Raw genomic sequence first — 15,887 nt, 5'->3', positions numbered from 1 at the left:
TGCCCATATAAATACAATAATTCAATATATAACAAGAAAGTTTCTTTTTGAAATGATGAGATTTTAAGAATGAGTGAGATATCAAGAGTAATTTATAATAAAGAGAGGAAGGTGGTGATAATTTGATTGATCTATTAAAAGTCTGGGTAACTAATATTACTGTTGCTATATTTTTTATTACTGCAGTAGAGATGATTTTGCCAGACAATAGTATGAAAAAATATGCGAAATTTGTACTAGGATTAATGCTGATTGTTGTAATAATAAACCCTATTATCAAACTTTTTGATAAGGATTTTGATTTGAATTCTTATTCTAGTAAAGCAACAAGTTATATGGAGGGAAGTAATCAGGCAGCAGATATTAATAAGTATAAAGATATAAATATAGTAAATACAACAGAAAATTTTAAAATAAATTTGCAGAAAGAGTGTATTACAAATTTAGAGGAGACTTATCCAGAAAATAAGTACAATGCTGATGTAGATGTTGTTTATGATAATAAGAATGGGGCATTTAATATAAATAAGGTGGAAATTGAAGTTGTTGATAGTGGAGTTCAAAATATTAAAAATATAAAAATTGATACACAAAGTGTGGATGCTTCTAATAAGAACATTTTAACAAACACACAAGGTAATCAGATAAAGAAGCTTTTAAGTAGTAAATTAAAGATATCCAATGATGTTATTACTGTTTATAAAGTAAATTCATAAAACATATGATTATGAATTGATGTATTATATATAGTTTTTATACTATATATAAGAAAAGAGGGGGATTTTTATGAACCATGATAATTTGCTTAGTAAAATTACTGAGTTTATTAAATCGAAAATTAATATGACTAATGATGATAACAAAAAAGATAAAAGCAAAAAATCTGATAAGATATTAGGAAATATAGTATTAATGATTCTAGTGGCAGTTGTAATAGTATTAGCAAGTAGTTCCTTTAAGTCATCAAAAGCAACGTCAACTGTAGCAACAACAACTGACACAGAAGCACAAAAGAATGCGGACGTAAAGGCAAGTAACGTAGCTGCAGTAAATGATTATGAATCACAGCTAGAAAATGAACTTAAATTAACCCTCGAAGGGATTCAAGGGGTTGGAAAGGTACAAGTGATGATCTACTCTGAGAGTGGTGAGGAAAGTGTTCCTGCGGTAAACGTTAATGACTCTAACAGCGTTACAAAAGAAGATGATACAACAGGCGGAACAAGAAACATAACTCAGGCTAATAATGGGAGCACTGTGGTTATGTCCAATGATGGAAATGCAACGGCTCCGTTAATTGTAAAAAAAATAAAGCCAATTATTACTGGCGTGTGTGTAGTAGCAGAAGGATCAGGTGTAAAAATTACAGAACTTAGGATTAGGCAGGCAGTGATTAATTTATTTAATTTACCAGAGAGCAAAGTTAATGTATATCCTATGAATAAGTAGCATATAATTTCTTAGAAAGGCAGATGGGGGGGAATATTATGAATAAAAAACAGTCCGGTATAATTGTTACGTTGGTAGTACTTATTGTATTTGCAGGGTATCTTGCAACAAAGGTGAATGGTCCATTGTATGTAAATGAAAGCGATTTTAGTAAAGAGCAAAGTGCAATATCTTTAAAAGAAACTAAAACTGCTTCAACTGATTCAACTTATTTTGTAGAAGCAAAATTAGCAAGAAATCAAGATAATGACAAAACGCTTCAAACTATTAAACTTTTAATTGATGATACTAATACTCCAAAAGATCAAAAGGCAACTGCAGCTAAGCAATACTTAAACATATCGATGGCAGCTCAGAACGAATCAGACATCGAACTAGCATTAAAAGCTCAAGGGTTTGAAGAATCAATGTGTAGTATAGTGAATGACAAAGTACAAGTAGTTATTAAAACTGATAAAAAACAACTTACAGAGCAGCAGCTTCGAAGCATTAAAGATATTGTAATGAGTAAAACTAAATTAGAAAAAATTGAAGTTAAGATTAAACAATAATATTTGTAAAAAAAATATATATCTGCTATAATAAATGTAGCATTATCATGTTTTACCTAAGTTAAATAAGGGGGTACTACTATGGAAGATAAAATTTTAAATGAAACTGAAATGGGTGTTGTTAAGATATCTGAAGATGTAGTTAGTGTCATAGCGGGACTCGCTGTTGCTGAAATACAGGGGATTGTTGGAATGAGTGCTAGTCTTGTTGGTGGAATAACCCAAATATTAAGTGGAAAGAAAAATTTATCTAAAGGCGTTAAAGTCAATGTTGGAGAAAGTAGTGCAATAATTGATTTACACGTTGTAGTTGAATACGGTATTAAAATTCCAGAAGTAACCGAAAAAGCACAAATAAATGTTAAAAAGTCTGTAGAGCTTATGACGGGACTTGAAGTATCAGCAGTAAATGTGTATGTTCAAAATGTTGTATTACCTAAAACAGAAAAGCTTGAGGAAATAGAAGCATAGTAATAGACACCCTCTCTAATCGGAGGGTGTTTATTTATATGTTTGTTATTCTTATGATAAAGTATAATATAGTATGGGAAAATTAGGAGGATTACTAATGAATAGAAGAAAGTCTAGAGAAACAGCAATGAAATTACTTTTTGAAATGTCAATAAACAAAGAAAAATATGAGGACATAATTGAAAACTTTAAAGAAAACACAGATGTTGATTTAAAGGACCTTGATATGTCATATATCACGAAGGTGTTAGCTGGTATTCATGAAAATGGTAAAGATATTGATAAAAACATTGAAAAATATTTGATTAAATGGAAGTTAGTTAGGTTATCAAAAATGAATTTAGCTATATTAAGAATAAGTACATATGAAATATTATATGAGGAAGAAATACCTAATAGGGTTTCTGTAAATGAGGGAATAGAACTAGCGAAGAAATATGGCGAGGATAGTTCTCCAGCATTTATAAATGGAATACTCGCTAAGATGATTTAAAACATAATAATTTATTAATAAAATAACTAGTCAGTATGTTATCATACATGATTAGTTTTTTTATTTTTGTAAAAACAATTAGAATTATGTTAAAATATTCTGGTAATAGTTAATATTTTAAAATGTATAAAAGGAGAGAATGATATGGGCATTAAAGTTAATGGGAAGATAATAGTTGAAACCTACAGAGATGAGATTAGAACTATCATAAAGGATGGAGTTAATAGAGGATTTAGAGCACCATCAATTAAAACTATATTGGTAGGATCTGATGGAGGTTCTTTATCATATGTAAAAAGTCAGAACAACCTGTGCGATAAATTAGGGATTTCTTACGCTTGTACTCAATTAGATAAAGATATAAGTCAAAAGGATATCATAGATATTATAGTGAAATTTAATGAAGATACAAGCGTAGATGGAATAATAGTTCAATTACCTTTACCTAAAAATTTGAATGAGAAAGAAATTACTTCTAAAATTTCATATAAAAAGGATATTGATGGATTAACAGATGTAAATATGGGTAGATTTTATAAGGGAGATAAAAGCTTTATTCCTTGTACTGCATTGGGGGTTATTGAAATGATTAAAAATACTGGATGCCACATAAAAGGTAAACATGCGGTTGTTATTGGTAGAAGCAATATTGTTGGAAAACCAGCAGCTCAATTGTTACTAAATGAAGATGCAACAGTAACTATATGTCATTCAAAAACAACGAATCTAAAAGAAATTTGCAAAACCGCAGATATAATAGTTGCAGCTATTGGTAAACCAGGGTTTGTGACAAGTGAATTTATTAAAGAGGGAGCAATAGTTATAGATGTTGGAACTACAATGGTAAATAATAAAATTACTGGAGATGTAAATTTTAACGATGTTATTAATCATGCAAGTTTTGTTACTCCAGTTCCAGGTGGAACAGGACTAATGACTACAACTATGCTTATAAAAAATGCTTGCGCTTCGTGGAGGGATAATGTTTATTAAAGTAATAACAGTAACTGCTCTTAATGGGTATATTAAAAAAGTAATAGATAGTGATTTTATATTAAATAATGCTAATGTTAAAGGGGAATTATCTAATGTTAAATTACATAGTAGTGGACACATATACTTCTCATTAAAAGATGAATTTGGAAAAGTAAATTGTGTAATGTTTAAATCACAGGCTCAGAAACTTGCCATTACACCTAGGGATGGTATGAATGTTATAATTAGAGGACGGGTTTCAGTTTATGAAAAGGGTGGTGCATATCAAGTTTATTGTGACTCTATGGAGACAGATGGAGAAGGTCAATTATTTTTAGCTTTTCAAAATCTAAAGGAAAAACTAGCAAAACTAGGATTATTTCAAGATGATCACAAAAGGAATATACCTTTATTTCCAAAGAAAATAGGAATAATTACATCACCAACTGGGGCTGCGGTTAAAGATATCATTAACGTTGCAACAAGGCGTAACTCTAATGTTAACATGTTAATATATCCAGCTCTTGTTCAAGGCGTAAGTGCTAGTGCGGAAGTTGAAGAAGGTATAAAATATTTTAATAGCTCAAAAAATGTTGATTTAATTATTATTGCAAGAGGAGGAGGCTCAATCGAGGAATTATGGGCTTTTAATGAAGAAAATTTAGCTTATGCAATATATAATTCTAAGATCCCGATAATTACAGGTATTGGTCATGAAACGGATTTTACTATAGCAGATTTCGTTTGTGACCATAGAGCTCCAACTCCATCGGCGGCTGCAGAAATAGCTGTGAGAAATTTAAAAGATTTAAATAATGAAATTAAATCACTTAGAGGACTTTTGCTAAGATGCGCGGAATTTAAGTTTACTAAAGAATATAATAAAATTAATTTACTAAGTAAAACATTGAAAGTAAATAATCCTTTGAATTTTATAGTTAATCAATATACTCATATAGATAATTTAAGAGCAAATTTAAATTATAAATTTAATGCGAAAATCTCAATGGAAAAGCAGAAACTTTCAAAGCTAAATGCACTAATGCATGCACATAACCCTTTAAATGTTCTAAACAGGGGGTATTCAGTAATTCAGAATAATGAAAATGAGGTTATTAGTGAAATTAGTATTTTAAAAAATATTAAAGAGGTAAAGATTACATTAAAGGACGGCACGGCTAGATTTAATATAAGCAATTTGGAGGAGTTATAATGGCAAAGAAAAAAGAATCTTATGAAAGCATGATGGAAAGGCTTGAAAAAATTGTAGAAGTGATGGATGGAAATGAAGTAACACTTGAAGGAACAATGGTAAATTATGAGGAAGGCATCAAGATATGCAACGATTTGTATAAAATTCTCAATGATACAGAAGGCAAAATAAAAATATTAACTGATGAGGGCGAAAAAGATTTTATGCCTGTTGTGGAAGAGACTAAGAATTAAGTACACTAAGGGGTCTTAATAATTATAATAGAAAGAAGGGATAAAATGAATATAGAATTGCTTAAAGAGTCAGTAGAAAAATGGATAGATAATTATTTTAAAGCTAAACCTGAAGATGAAAATAAAAACTTCGAGGCAATGAAATATAGTTTAAAAGTTGGAGGAAAAAGGGTTAGGCCAATTTTAATGATTCTTACCTATGGCATGTATAAGAAAGACTATAGAGAAATATTACCCTTTGCTGCAGCACTTGAAATGATTCATACATATTCGCTTATACATGATGATTTACCTTGCATGGATAATGATGATTTGCGCCGTGGAAAACCTACAAATCATAAAATTTATGGAGAAGCAGTTGCAGTCCTCGCAGGAGATGGATTATTAAATGAGGCAATGATAATAATGCTAGATCAATGTTTAGATGGAAGTTTAAATACAATTAAAGCAAGTAATATTATAGCAAAAGCATCTGGAGCAGAGGGGATGATAGCTGGTCAAATTTGTGACATCTTAAGCGAGGGAATCGTAATATCAGAGGAAAAATTATTGTATATGCATAAAAATAAAACTGGACAATTGATTAAAGCTGCAGTAGTATGTGGTGCAATTCTTGGAAATGCTGATGAAGATGATTTATGTTATTTAAAGGAGTATGGAGATAAATTAGGGTTAGCATTTCAAATAAAAGATGACATATTAGATGTGATTGGTGATGTTGCTATTTTAGGGAAGAATACAAAAGGTGATGAATCTAATAATAAAACTACTTTTATAACAATGTATGGTCTAGAGAAATGTAAGCAAAAGTGTAATGATTTAACTCAGGAATGTTTTGAAATATTAAACCAAATTACGGTAAATACTAAGTGTTTAGAAGAAATTACGGAATCTTTATTAAGGAGGGAATATTAAAAATAAAACAACTATTTTAAAATTGTATTGTTTTTAATAAGTATCTTTTAAATGTCATTAAGTGGGTTTTATAGTCGAAATAGCTTTTGAATTAAATAATATTATATGATATAATATTTTCATAAATGTGGATGAAATAATATATTTTATAAAAGAGGATAGATATATGAGTAAAATATTAGATGATTATAATAATATAAATGAAATAAAGAAAATGACTATACAAGAGCTGAATGACTTTGCAAAGGAAATTCGACAATTTTTAATTGAAAAAGTGTCAAAAACGGGAGGACATCTAGCTTCTAATTTGGGCGTAGTGGAATTAACATTAAGCTTATATAATGTTTTTGATTTGGATAAAGATAAATTAATATGGGATGTAGGACACCAATCATATGTACATAAAATTCTTACGGGAAGAAAAGATAAATTTGATAAACTTAGAAATTATGGTGGATTGAGTGGCTTTCCCAAAAGAGAAGAAAGTAAATATGATATTTTTGAAGCTGGTCATAGTAGTACTTCTATTTCTGCAGGGGTTGGCATTGCAAGGGCTCGAGATTTACAAAAGAGAAACTATAATGTTATTTCAGTAATAGGCGATGGGGCTCTTACTGGTGGTATGTCTTTCGAGGCATTAAACGATATAGGATTTAGAAAAACTAAAATGATTATTGTGTTAAATGATAATCAAATGTCTATTTCTAAAAATGTGGGAGGCATGTCAAGATATCTAAGTCAATTTAGGATTGACCCAACTTATAATAGAATAAAAAAAGAAATAAATTCTACGCTTAGAAAGATACCTAGCGTAGGTGATGGAATGGTTAGTTCAATTCAAAAGATAAAAAACGGAATTAAACAGGTAGTAGTTCCAGGAATGTTATTTGAAAATATGGGTATAACTTATTTAGGTCCTATAGATGGGCATGATATTAAAAAAGTAAGCAAAGTTTTAAAACTAGCAAAACAAATAGATGGACCTGTGATTATTCATGTTATCACTAAAAAAGGCAAGGGATATAAATTTGCTGAAGAGCAGCCGAATAAATTTCATGGTGTGGGTCCATTTAATCCATCAAATGGAGAATTATGTAGTAGTCACAAGGAAAGTTATTCTGAAGCGTTTGGAGAGCAGATTGTGACTCTAGCAAAGGAAAATAAAAATATAGTAGCGATAACTGCTGCAATGCCTGAGGGTACAGGTCTAGAACCGTTTTCTAAAGAGTTTAGTAGCAGATTTTTCGATGTAGGTATTGCGGAGCAACATGCAGTTACTATGGCTGCAGGGATGGCGTCACAAGGACTTAAACCTATTTTTGCAGTTTATTCTACCTTTTTACAACGAGCGTATGACCAAATTTTACACGATGTTTGTATTCAAAAACTACCTGTTATTTTTGCAATTGATAGGGCAGGTATAGTTGGACAGGATGGTGAAACACATCAAGGAATATTTGATTTATCATATTTATCTCATATTCCCAATATGACAATTATGGCTCCTAAATGTATAGGAGAACTTAAGTCAATACTTACGTTTGCAGTTAAACAAGATTACCCAATTGCTATAAGATATCCTAGAGGTGGCGATAACCCTAATGTTATAATGTCTCCTATTGATAATTTTAAGAGGGGAAAATGGGAAACACTGTTTGAAGGTGGTAAAATAGCATTTATAGCTACTGGTAAAATGGTTCAAAATGCAGTTTTAGTTAGAGAAAAATTATTGAATATGGGAATAGAAGCTACTGTAGTCAATGCATGCTTTATTAAGCCTATTGATAAAATGTTAATATCGGATCTTGTAGATAAAAAATATTCTTTAGTGACTATTGAGGATAATGTAGTTCATGGTGGATTAGGTTCTTTGGTATTAGAATATGTGAATTCATTGAACAAGGTTACGAAGGTAATTAATTTAGGATTTAATGATGAATTTATTACTCACGGATCCGTTGATATACTTTATAAATTGTATAAATTAGATGTGGATGGAATTTTTGATAGTATTTTAAAGTTACTTTAACGATATAATTTAATGAGTTTAAGGAGTTTTTTTATGGAAGCAAATGGACAAAGATTAGATGTTATGGTGGTAAAAAAGGGTATTTTGTTTTCAAGAGAAAGAGCAAAAGAAAATATCATTGCTGGAAATATATTTGTAGATGGTATTAGAACTACTAAATGTGGAAAAAAAATTGATGTTACATCTAGTATCGAGTTTATTGGTAAAGACATCCCTTATGTTAGTAGGGGGGGGCTTAAACTTCAAAAGGCTATAGATGTGTTTAAAATTGAGCTTAAGGATAAAGTCTGTTTAGATATAGGCGCATCTACAGGAGGATTTACAGACTGCATGCTTCAACATGGAGCATGTAGGGTATACTCTATAGATGTTGGAACAAATCAGTTAGATTGTAAATTGAGACTTGATTCTCGAGTGATTTCTATGGAAAAAACTAATATTAGATATTTAAATGAGGACAGTATTTGCGAACTTGCAGATTTTGCAAGTATCGATGTATCATTTATATCTCTTGAAAAAGTTATTCCTAATTTATTAAATCTATTAAAAAATGATGGCAGTGTTGTGGCATTATTAAAGCCGCAATTTGAAGTGGGTATAGGGGTAGTAAATAAAAAGGGTGTGGTTAAAAAACCTAGTGACCATATCGACGCAATAGTTGGAGTGTTAAATCTACTTAAAAGTCTTAATGTAAAGGTTATTAATGTTGATTATTCATCAATAAAAGGGCCTAACGGAAATATTGAATATTTAGTTTATTTTACTAAATCAAAAAATAACTATATTGATTATGTTGTAGATAACGTAGATTCATTAGTTACTGAGGCTCATAAAAATTTAAATAACATCAAAGGTGAATGATAAATAGTTTATTTGTGTTAAAGAAAGTGGCAAGGAGGAAATATGAAAAACATTGGCATTAATATAAATACTACTAAAGATAAGGATGGCAAAATCGGTAAATATGTAAAAAATATTATTAGCCAATATATTGATGATATTAATATAGTTGTGTTTAAAGATTCCATTGGTCTTGAAAATGTTAAATATAACTATTTGGATATTATCGTAGCTTTAGGTGGAGATGGTACTATCTTAAGAACATCTCGAAATTTAAATAACTCCAATATTCCAATATTAGGAGTGAACATAGGGAATTTAGGATTCCTGTCCAGTGTAGAATTACTAGAATTTGAAACTGCTATGAAAAGAGTTATTAAAGATGATTATTATGTAGAAGATAGAATGATGCTTAATTGCACTTTGCCAAATAGACATGAACTTGAGAAATATACTGCATTAAATGATATAGTTGTATCAAAGGGAACACTTGCGAGAGTTGTTAAATATGAACTTCATATAGATAATAAGTTTTATATCGATTTTACAGGTGATGGACTTATAATAGCTACCCCAACAGGATCTACAGCATATTCCTTATCAGCAGGTGGGCCTATAATATATCCTAACCTAGATGTTATAGAGGTAACACCTATTTGTCCATTATCGTTATCTATGAGAACTATAGTGCTTGATAGTAAAAGTGAAATATCTGTAAATATAAAATGCGAACATGAAAGTATATTTTTAACATTAGATGGTCAAAGAGCAATAAAACTAAATAGTTATGAGAACATACTAGTAAGTGTTTCAGAACAAAAATGTAGATTAGTTAAATTTAATGATTACAATTATTTTGGTATTTTGAGAAAAAAAATAATTTCTAGAACAACAGATTGTGAGGGAGAAAAAGATGAAGATATCACGGCATGCAAAAATAATTGAGATCATCCAGTCTAAAGAGGTTGAGACTCAAGAACAGTTAGCACAGGAATTAAAAAATAGTGGGTTTGATATTACGCAAGCAACTGTTTCTAGAGATATAAAAGAATTAAAATTAATTAAGGTTATGAATGCATATGGAACTCATATATATTCGACTAGTTCTCCGGGGGATAGTTTTTTATCAAATAAATTGGTTAATATTTTTTCTCAAACCGTTTTGTATGTTGATCATGTAGATAAATTTATAGTGCTTAAGACCATATCAGGAGCTGGCGCTGCAGCAGCTGAAGCCTTAGACTCTTTGAAATTTAATGGTATTGTAGGAACGGTAGCTGGGGATAACACTGTTTTTATTTTAGTTAGAAAAGAAGAAGATGCGAAAGAGATAATTCAAAAAGTTAAAAAAATGATAAGTGAATAGGAGGAATTAGTATGCTCCTACAATTAAATATTATGAATTTTGCCCTAATTGAAAAATTAAGCATTAATTTTGAAAGAGGCTTTAATGTTCTTTCAGGTGAAACAGGAGCAGGAAAATCAATTTTAATTGATGCTATAAATTATGTATTAGGTGGTAAATTTAATAAGAGCTTAATTAGAACAGGGGAAAATAAAACTTATGTAGAGGCCATTTTTACCATCGATACTCAAAACAATAAAAATGTTTTAGAGGAGATGGACATTGATTATGAGGACACAGTCTTCATAAGTCGTGAAACTTTTCAATCTGGGAAAAGTATTGCTAAAGTTAATGGTAAATCATTGCTACTTTCGAAAGTTAAATACATTAGTAAGAATCTACTAGATATCCATGGTCAACATGATAATCATAACTTATTAGATAAAGTTAATCATATATATTATGTAGATTCTTTTGGTAATGATAGACTCAGGGCTGCTATAATTGAATATAATGATAAATATACAAAAATGATTAGCATAAAAAATAGAATTCTTAAACTTGAAGGTAATGAAGGAGAAAGAGATAAAAGAATTGATTTTTTAAATTACCAGTTAGAAGAGATTAAAAATGCTAATATTAAAATCGGCGAGGATGATGAACTTTTAGAGAAATATGCAATAGTTAGTAATTCAGAAAACTTGGAGAAACATTTATCAGGAAGCTATCAATTATTATATACTAGTGATGAGGAAAATACCTCAGTATTGTATAACTTAGCTATGGCGATAAAAGAACTTAGAACTATTGAAAAACATATGGATAAAATAAAATTAATTACAGATTCTATTGAAGAAAGTTATTTTAATATAGAAGAAAATATTACGGAACTTAGAGACTTAAAAGAAACAATTTATTATGATGAAAAAGAATTGGAATATATGAATGGTAGAATAAGTCAAATAAACAATTGTAAGAAGAAGTATGGATCTACTATAGAAGAAATTTATGGATATAGAGATAAAATTGAAATTGAGTATGAAGAATTAACTAATAGTACTGAAATAATTACTTCTCTTAAAAAAGAAAAAATAGCGCTTGAGGGCGAAATGAAAATTATAGCAGATGAAATTCATGAAATTAGATGTGAGACAGCAAAAGATCTACAAGATAAAATAAAAACTGAACTAAATTATATTGGACTTGAAAAAAGTAAGTTTTTTATAGAAGTGAAACTTACAGATGAATTTTATAAAAATGGTTGTGATAAAGTTCAATTTTGTATAGCTACCAATCCTGGGGAACCATTAAACCCATTAGAAGAAATAGTGTCTGGTGGAGAATTATCACGTATTATGCTTGCACTCAAAACTGTATTCGTTGATAAAGATGAAATACCAACTGTTATATTTGACGAAATAGATACTGGAATTAGTGGAAGAATCGCACAATGTGTTGCAGAAAAAATGTATCTAATATCGTTGAACCATCAAATTTTTTGCGTTACGCATTTACCACAAATAGCTAGTATGGCAGATATAAATTATTTGATTTCTAAAAATGTTATAAATGATAAAACATATACTAATATTATACGAATGAATGATAAAGATAAACAACAAGAAATAGCTAGAATGATAGGTGGTACAGAGGTTACTAAGTTAACACTCGAAAATTCTAAAGAAATGATAAATTTGGCTAATAATCGAAAGAAAAAATAGTTCTAGTTTTTATAAGAATATAGTAATAAAATTTACTTTAAAGGGGAAAATAAAGTCATATTAATATGGCCTTATTTTTTTTGCTTTAAAGCTATAAGAATTAAAAGCTTTATTATTTTATTGAACTATTAATATTTTATAAAATTTTAAATATAGAAATATTGTAATGAAATTAAATGAAACAGTTTAATGTTGTATTATTTATAAAATAATTGAAATACAGAAGAATTTTTAAAATTTATCAAAATTTAGTTTTGAATATATGTCTTTGACTATTTTTGAATTAATATTATAGCATAATATGGAGATTGGGAGGGTAACTTAAATTTATAATTACAAGAAAAAAGGAGGTAAAGCTTATGAAAAAAAGATTGAATATATTTTGTTTACTTATCACATCAATACTAATAATTGCTTTAGGTGTTTGTTTTAAAAGCCGAAGTATAGTTGCTTCTACATTTTACAAACCAATATCAACCGCATATTCTAACAACATAATAAATGAAAAAGTAAATACAAACAATGTTTTTTCAGATCATTATATAATTGAAAAAGATAAAAGTTCAAAAATTGATATGGATGATTTATTAAAAGCAAAATCTACTATTTTAAAGGATAATCAGAATATAATGGTTTATCCAGGAGGGCAACCAATTGGTGTTAAACTAAATACCAAGGGCGTTTTAGTAGTAGCTTTATCTGATATTGATGGTATTAGTGGTAAAATGCAGAGCCCTGCTGCAAATGCGGGTGTAGAAATAGGAGATAGTATAATAAGAATAAATAATATTGTTATAAATCATGCTGAAGATATAACTAAATTTGTAAATAAAGAAAAAAATTTAGAACTTACACTTAAAATACAACGTAGAAATGAGCCGAAAACTTTTGATATAAATGTTAAACCTATTATTGATTCATCAGATGGTAAACAGAAAATTGGGTTGTGGGTACGAGATTCTACCGCAGGTGTTGGTACATTAACGTTATATGATAGTAAAACTAACAAGTTTGCGGCTTTAGGTCATCCAATTACAGATTCTGATACTGGAACAATATTAAGCGTTAATGATGGTGTAATAATATCATCTAATATAGTTTCTATTAAAAAAGGTACAAGGGGAACTCCTGGAGAGTTAAGAGGTCTTTTCATAGATGAAAACAAAATAAAAGGTCAATTAATTAACAATACAGAATGTGGTATATTTGGTAATGGAACTCAAAGTCTCATAAACAATAAATTTAACAAACCTATGAAAGTAGGTCTTAGAAATGAGATAAAAGAAGGAGAAGCACAAATATTAACTACTATCAATGGTAATCAGCCGCAATTATTCAAAATACAAATTCAAAAATTATTACCACAAAACACAGCGGGTTCAAAAAGTATGATAATTAAAATTACTGATCCTAGACTTTTAGAGAAAACAGGAGGGATAGTCCAAGGGATGAGTGGCAGTCCTATAATTCAAAACAATAAAATTGTTGGAGCGGTGACTCATGTTTTAATTAATAAACCTGATGTTGGATATGGCATATACATTGAATGGATGTTGAAAGATGCAGGCATTTTATCAAAATAACTAGCATTATCTAAAAAAAAGAGGTAAAATAGATATAATGAGATATAAGATAACATAGGTTATCCTATATATTACAAATATATGATATATTATCATTTATTTGTAATATTTTTTAATATAAGAAGGAATTGTAACTCTTTTGTCGAATTAATATTTGTTAAGATATGGGAATTTATTTATAAAGGGGAGTTAGATATGGAAGAACCAAGAATTAGTGTGCTTATTGCAGATGATAATAAAGAGTTTTGCAATATTTTAAATGATTATTTGTTAAGCCAAAGGGATATTATGGTTACAGGCATTGCAAAAGATGGAATAGAGGCTCTTAAGTTAATAAAAGAGAGAAAACCTGATTTAGTAGTATTAGATATAATAATGCCACATTTAGATGGTCTTGGGGTACTTGAGAGATTGGGCAGTATGGAGCTTAATCCAATACCTAAAATAATAGTTTTATCTGCAGTGGGCCAAGATAAAATAACCCAAAGGGCTATAGCACTTGGAGCAGATTATTATGTAGTAAAACCATTTGATATGGAAGTTTTGACAAAACGAATAAGGCAGATGTTTAATAATACAATTTCTAGTGATAGCAGTAAAAAATCAATTTCTTTTATTGATACAACCGAAGCTAGAAAAACGAACCGTAACGAACCTATGGATTTAGAAGCTGAAATAACAAATATAATACATGAAATTGGAGTTCCAGCCCATATTAAAGGGTATATGTATTTAAGAGAAGCAATTACTATGGTAGTAAATGATATTGAACTCTTATCTGCAGTAACAAAGGAATTATATCCGTCCATTGCTAAAAAGTTCAATACAACTGCTAGTAGGGTTGAGAGAGCAATAAGACATGCTATAGAAGTAGCGTGGGGACGTGGCCAAGTTGAAACTATAAACAAGATATTTGGTTATACCGTACATAACGCTAAAGGTAAACCAACTAATAGTGAGTTCATAGCAATGGTTGCTGATAAGTTAAGATTACAAAATAGGGTTAGCTAAATATATAAAGGACATTTTTATATTAATTAATTGATATAAAAATGTCCTTTATATATTTATAATAAAAAGATAACATATTTATCTATAAAGTAAGAATAAGCATAAATAAATTATGATATAATGTTATAAGGGGTGATAATATGAACTTTGAAGTAGATAATCAAATGGTAAATAAAGAACCAATTGTACAAGTAGGTTCAATAGAACCTAGTAATATGATAATATCATATGAGTTTGATTTGCTAGTAGAGTCAAGTGGTCTCAGTTCAAGAGAACATTATATATTACCATATATTGAAAACACTAATATAAATGATTATATAGAAAGTTTAGCTATTGACACTGCTAAACAGTTAGATAAAAAGGCAAATGAAATAGGGAATATTAAAGAGTGAAGAAATCGCATAATATTAAAAGAGATTAAATATATTAATATAATTTAAAATAAAATGTATAGATAAAGAGTATCTTTAATAGATATTCTTTATTTGTTTATACTTTAGTAAGTATATATTTAATTTAAAAGAAAATAAAAGGATGCAAGCAAAAGCTTACATCCAGGATATTAATTAGCATTATAGTTATTAAGATACTCTTCAAAAGAATCATAAATTAAATTATCATTGGAGATTGAATCTTCTTTAGAGTTAACTTTAGTAGTTAATTTTTTAGTGGGTATTGTTTTTATTGTTTTCGTATTGATATTGATATTGATATTGAATCACCTCTACAAGATTATTATAACACAAAACATGTAATTTAAAAAGGTACTATTCTTTTATTGCAAAAACTAAAGAGCTGATAAGAACTAAATAAAAAAATAATAAGATTATTAATGTTAAAATTGATATGCATATAAACACCTTTGTAATCATAAATATGAATTAAGATATATAACGCGAAGCATTCTAATAACATATTATAAGTAGCTGTAAAAAAATAGAATGATTGAGTAGTCACGGAAACTAATATGTAAAACTTGAATTTGTATGAAGTAATATCGAACTATAATTTTTGTGTTAAGAGAGCAGTTAGTAATAAAAATAGGCATAGCAAAC

Annotated in this window: 17 protein-coding genes; all 17 read left to right on the top strand. The window is 29.0% G+C overall.

The genetic code is table 11. The annotated features are described in order from the left end of the window. The first annotated feature begins 122 nt into the window (after nt 1–122). Nucleotides 123–716, top strand: coding sequence for a stage III sporulation protein AF (gene spoIIIAF / locus KPL37_RS17205; RefSeq protein WP_216151259.1), 594 nt, complete (start codon nt 123–125; stop codon nt 714–716). 121 nt (nt 717–837) lie between these two features. Further along, nucleotides 838–1,449, top strand: coding sequence for a stage III sporulation protein AG (spoIIIAG, locus tag KPL37_RS17200; protein WP_216151260.1), 612 nt, complete (start codon nt 838–840; stop codon nt 1,447–1,449). Between the two features lie 38 nt (nt 1,450–1,487). After that, complete coding sequence (locus KPL37_RS17195) at nt 1,488–2,000, top strand: SpoIIIAH-like family protein (RefSeq protein ID WP_216151258.1); 513 nt, start codon at nt 1,488–1,490, stop codon at nt 1,998–2,000. Between the two features lie 81 nt (nt 2,001–2,081). Then, the gene (locus tag KPL37_RS17190; RefSeq protein WP_216151257.1) at nt 2,082–2,471 is read left to right on the top strand and encodes an Asp23/Gls24 family envelope stress response protein; all 390 of its coding nucleotides are present in this window, start codon (nt 2,082–2,084) and stop codon (nt 2,469–2,471) included. Nucleotides 2,472–2,568: 97 nt separating this feature from the next. Continuing rightward, on the top strand, nt 2,569–2,964 hold the full coding sequence (gene nusB / locus KPL37_RS17185) for a transcription antitermination factor NusB (protein ID WP_216151256.1): 396 nt from the start codon (nt 2,569–2,571) through the stop codon (nt 2,962–2,964). A gap of 144 nt (nt 2,965–3,108) precedes the next feature. Continuing rightward, nucleotides 3,109–3,957, top strand: coding sequence for a bifunctional 5,10-methylenetetrahydrofolate dehydrogenase/5,10-methenyltetrahydrofolate cyclohydrolase (locus tag KPL37_RS17180; protein ID WP_216151255.1), 849 nt, complete (start codon nt 3,109–3,111; stop codon nt 3,955–3,957). Next, nucleotides 3,947–5,152 carry an exodeoxyribonuclease VII large subunit gene (gene xseA / locus KPL37_RS17175; protein WP_216151254.1) on the top strand — a complete coding sequence of 402 codons (1,206 nt, stop codon included), beginning with the start codon at nt 3,947–3,949 and terminating at the stop codon, nt 5,150–5,152. The genes KPL37_RS17180 and xseA overlap by 11 nt, the downstream gene beginning before the upstream one ends. Next, nucleotides 5,152–5,385 carry an exodeoxyribonuclease VII small subunit gene (locus tag KPL37_RS17170; RefSeq protein WP_216151253.1) on the top strand — a complete coding sequence of 78 codons (234 nt, stop codon included), beginning with the start codon at nt 5,152–5,154 and terminating at the stop codon, nt 5,383–5,385. Before xseA ends, KPL37_RS17170 begins: the two co-directional genes overlap by 1 nt. 45 nt (nt 5,386–5,430) lie before the next feature. Continuing rightward, nucleotides 5,431–6,300 carry a polyprenyl synthetase family protein gene (locus KPL37_RS17165; RefSeq protein WP_216151252.1) on the top strand — a complete coding sequence of 290 codons (870 nt, stop codon included), beginning with the start codon at nt 5,431–5,433 and terminating at the stop codon, nt 6,298–6,300. Nucleotides 6,301–6,466: 166 nt separating this feature from the next. Continuing rightward, entirely contained in the window at nt 6,467–8,329 is a 1,863-nt protein-coding gene (gene dxs, locus KPL37_RS17160) for a 1-deoxy-D-xylulose-5-phosphate synthase (RefSeq protein ID WP_216151251.1), read from the top strand. A gap of 33 nt (nt 8,330–8,362) precedes the next feature. Continuing rightward, nucleotides 8,363–9,190 (top strand): TlyA family RNA methyltransferase, encoded by an 828-nt coding sequence (locus KPL37_RS17155; protein WP_216151250.1) that lies wholly within the window; start codon nt 8,363–8,365, stop codon nt 9,188–9,190. Nucleotides 9,191–9,232: 42 nt separating this feature from the next. Beyond that, the gene (locus KPL37_RS17150) at nt 9,233–10,114 is read left to right on the top strand and encodes an NAD(+)/NADH kinase (protein WP_216151249.1); all 882 of its coding nucleotides are present in this window, start codon (nt 9,233–9,235) and stop codon (nt 10,112–10,114) included. Next, nucleotides 10,083–10,535 (top strand): arginine repressor, encoded by a 453-nt coding sequence (locus KPL37_RS17145; protein WP_216151248.1) that lies wholly within the window; start codon nt 10,083–10,085, stop codon nt 10,533–10,535. Before KPL37_RS17150 ends, KPL37_RS17145 begins: the two co-directional genes overlap by 32 nt. An 11-nt stretch (nt 10,536–10,546) precedes the next feature. Next, on the top strand, nt 10,547–12,235 hold the full coding sequence (gene recN / locus KPL37_RS17140; protein WP_216151247.1) for a DNA repair protein RecN: 1,689 nt from the start codon (nt 10,547–10,549) through the stop codon (nt 12,233–12,235). 359 nt (nt 12,236–12,594) lie between these two features. Continuing rightward, nucleotides 12,595–13,818, top strand: coding sequence for a SpoIVB peptidase (spoIVB, locus tag KPL37_RS17135; RefSeq protein ID WP_216151246.1), 1,224 nt, complete (start codon nt 12,595–12,597; stop codon nt 13,816–13,818). Between the two features lie 195 nt (nt 13,819–14,013). Continuing rightward, the gene (gene spo0A / locus KPL37_RS17130; protein WP_216151245.1) at nt 14,014–14,829 is read left to right on the top strand and encodes a sporulation transcription factor Spo0A; all 816 of its coding nucleotides are present in this window, start codon (nt 14,014–14,016) and stop codon (nt 14,827–14,829) included. Between the two features lie 140 nt (nt 14,830–14,969). Continuing rightward, nucleotides 14,970–15,224 carry a hypothetical protein gene (locus KPL37_RS17125; protein WP_216151244.1) on the top strand — a complete coding sequence of 85 codons (255 nt, stop codon included), beginning with the start codon at nt 14,970–14,972 and terminating at the stop codon, nt 15,222–15,224. Nucleotides 15,225–15,887 lie beyond the last annotated feature (663 nt).

The organism is Clostridium frigoris (assembly GCF_018861865.1).
Lineage (GTDB): Bacteria > Bacillota > Clostridia > Clostridiales > Clostridiaceae > Clostridium_AD > Clostridium_AD frigoris.
Note: the sequence above shows the minus strand (reverse complement) of the source record. Positions and strands in the feature narration are given on the sequence as shown.

What these genes read in the sequence shown, in the direction of transcription:
- spoIVB (WP_216151246.1), top strand. Translation starts at nt 12,595, where the DNA reads ATGAAAAAAAGATTGAATATATTTTGTTTACTTATCACATCAATACTA.
- xseA (WP_216151254.1), top strand. Translation starts at nt 3,947, where the DNA reads ATGTTTATTAAAGTAATAACAGTAACTGCTCTTAATGGGTATATTAAA.
- KPL37_RS17145 (WP_216151248.1), top strand. Translation starts at nt 10,083, where the DNA reads ATGAAGATATCACGGCATGCAAAAATAATTGAGATCATCCAGTCTAAA.
- nusB (WP_216151256.1), top strand. Translation starts at nt 2,569, where the DNA reads ATGAATAGAAGAAAGTCTAGAGAAACAGCAATGAAATTACTTTTTGAA.
- KPL37_RS17195 (WP_216151258.1), top strand. Translation starts at nt 1,488, where the DNA reads ATGAATAAAAAACAGTCCGGTATAATTGTTACGTTGGTAGTACTTATT.
- KPL37_RS17170 (WP_216151253.1), top strand. Translation starts at nt 5,152, where the DNA reads ATGGCAAAGAAAAAAGAATCTTATGAAAGCATGATGGAAAGGCTTGAA.
- KPL37_RS17150 (WP_216151249.1), top strand. Translation starts at nt 9,233, where the DNA reads ATGAAAAACATTGGCATTAATATAAATACTACTAAAGATAAGGATGGC.
- KPL37_RS17190 (WP_216151257.1), top strand. Translation starts at nt 2,082, where the DNA reads ATGGAAGATAAAATTTTAAATGAAACTGAAATGGGTGTTGTTAAGATA.
- KPL37_RS17155 (WP_216151250.1), top strand. Translation starts at nt 8,363, where the DNA reads ATGGAAGCAAATGGACAAAGATTAGATGTTATGGTGGTAAAAAAGGGT.
- recN (WP_216151247.1), top strand. Translation starts at nt 10,547, where the DNA reads ATGCTCCTACAATTAAATATTATGAATTTTGCCCTAATTGAAAAATTA.
- spo0A (WP_216151245.1), top strand. Translation starts at nt 14,014, where the DNA reads ATGGAAGAACCAAGAATTAGTGTGCTTATTGCAGATGATAATAAAGAG.
- dxs (WP_216151251.1), top strand. Translation starts at nt 6,467, where the DNA reads ATGAGTAAAATATTAGATGATTATAATAATATAAATGAAATAAAGAAA.
- KPL37_RS17165 (WP_216151252.1), top strand. Translation starts at nt 5,431, where the DNA reads ATGAATATAGAATTGCTTAAAGAGTCAGTAGAAAAATGGATAGATAAT.
- KPL37_RS17125 (WP_216151244.1), top strand. Translation starts at nt 14,970, where the DNA reads ATGAACTTTGAAGTAGATAATCAAATGGTAAATAAAGAACCAATTGTA.
- KPL37_RS17180 (WP_216151255.1), top strand. Translation starts at nt 3,109, where the DNA reads ATGGGCATTAAAGTTAATGGGAAGATAATAGTTGAAACCTACAGAGAT.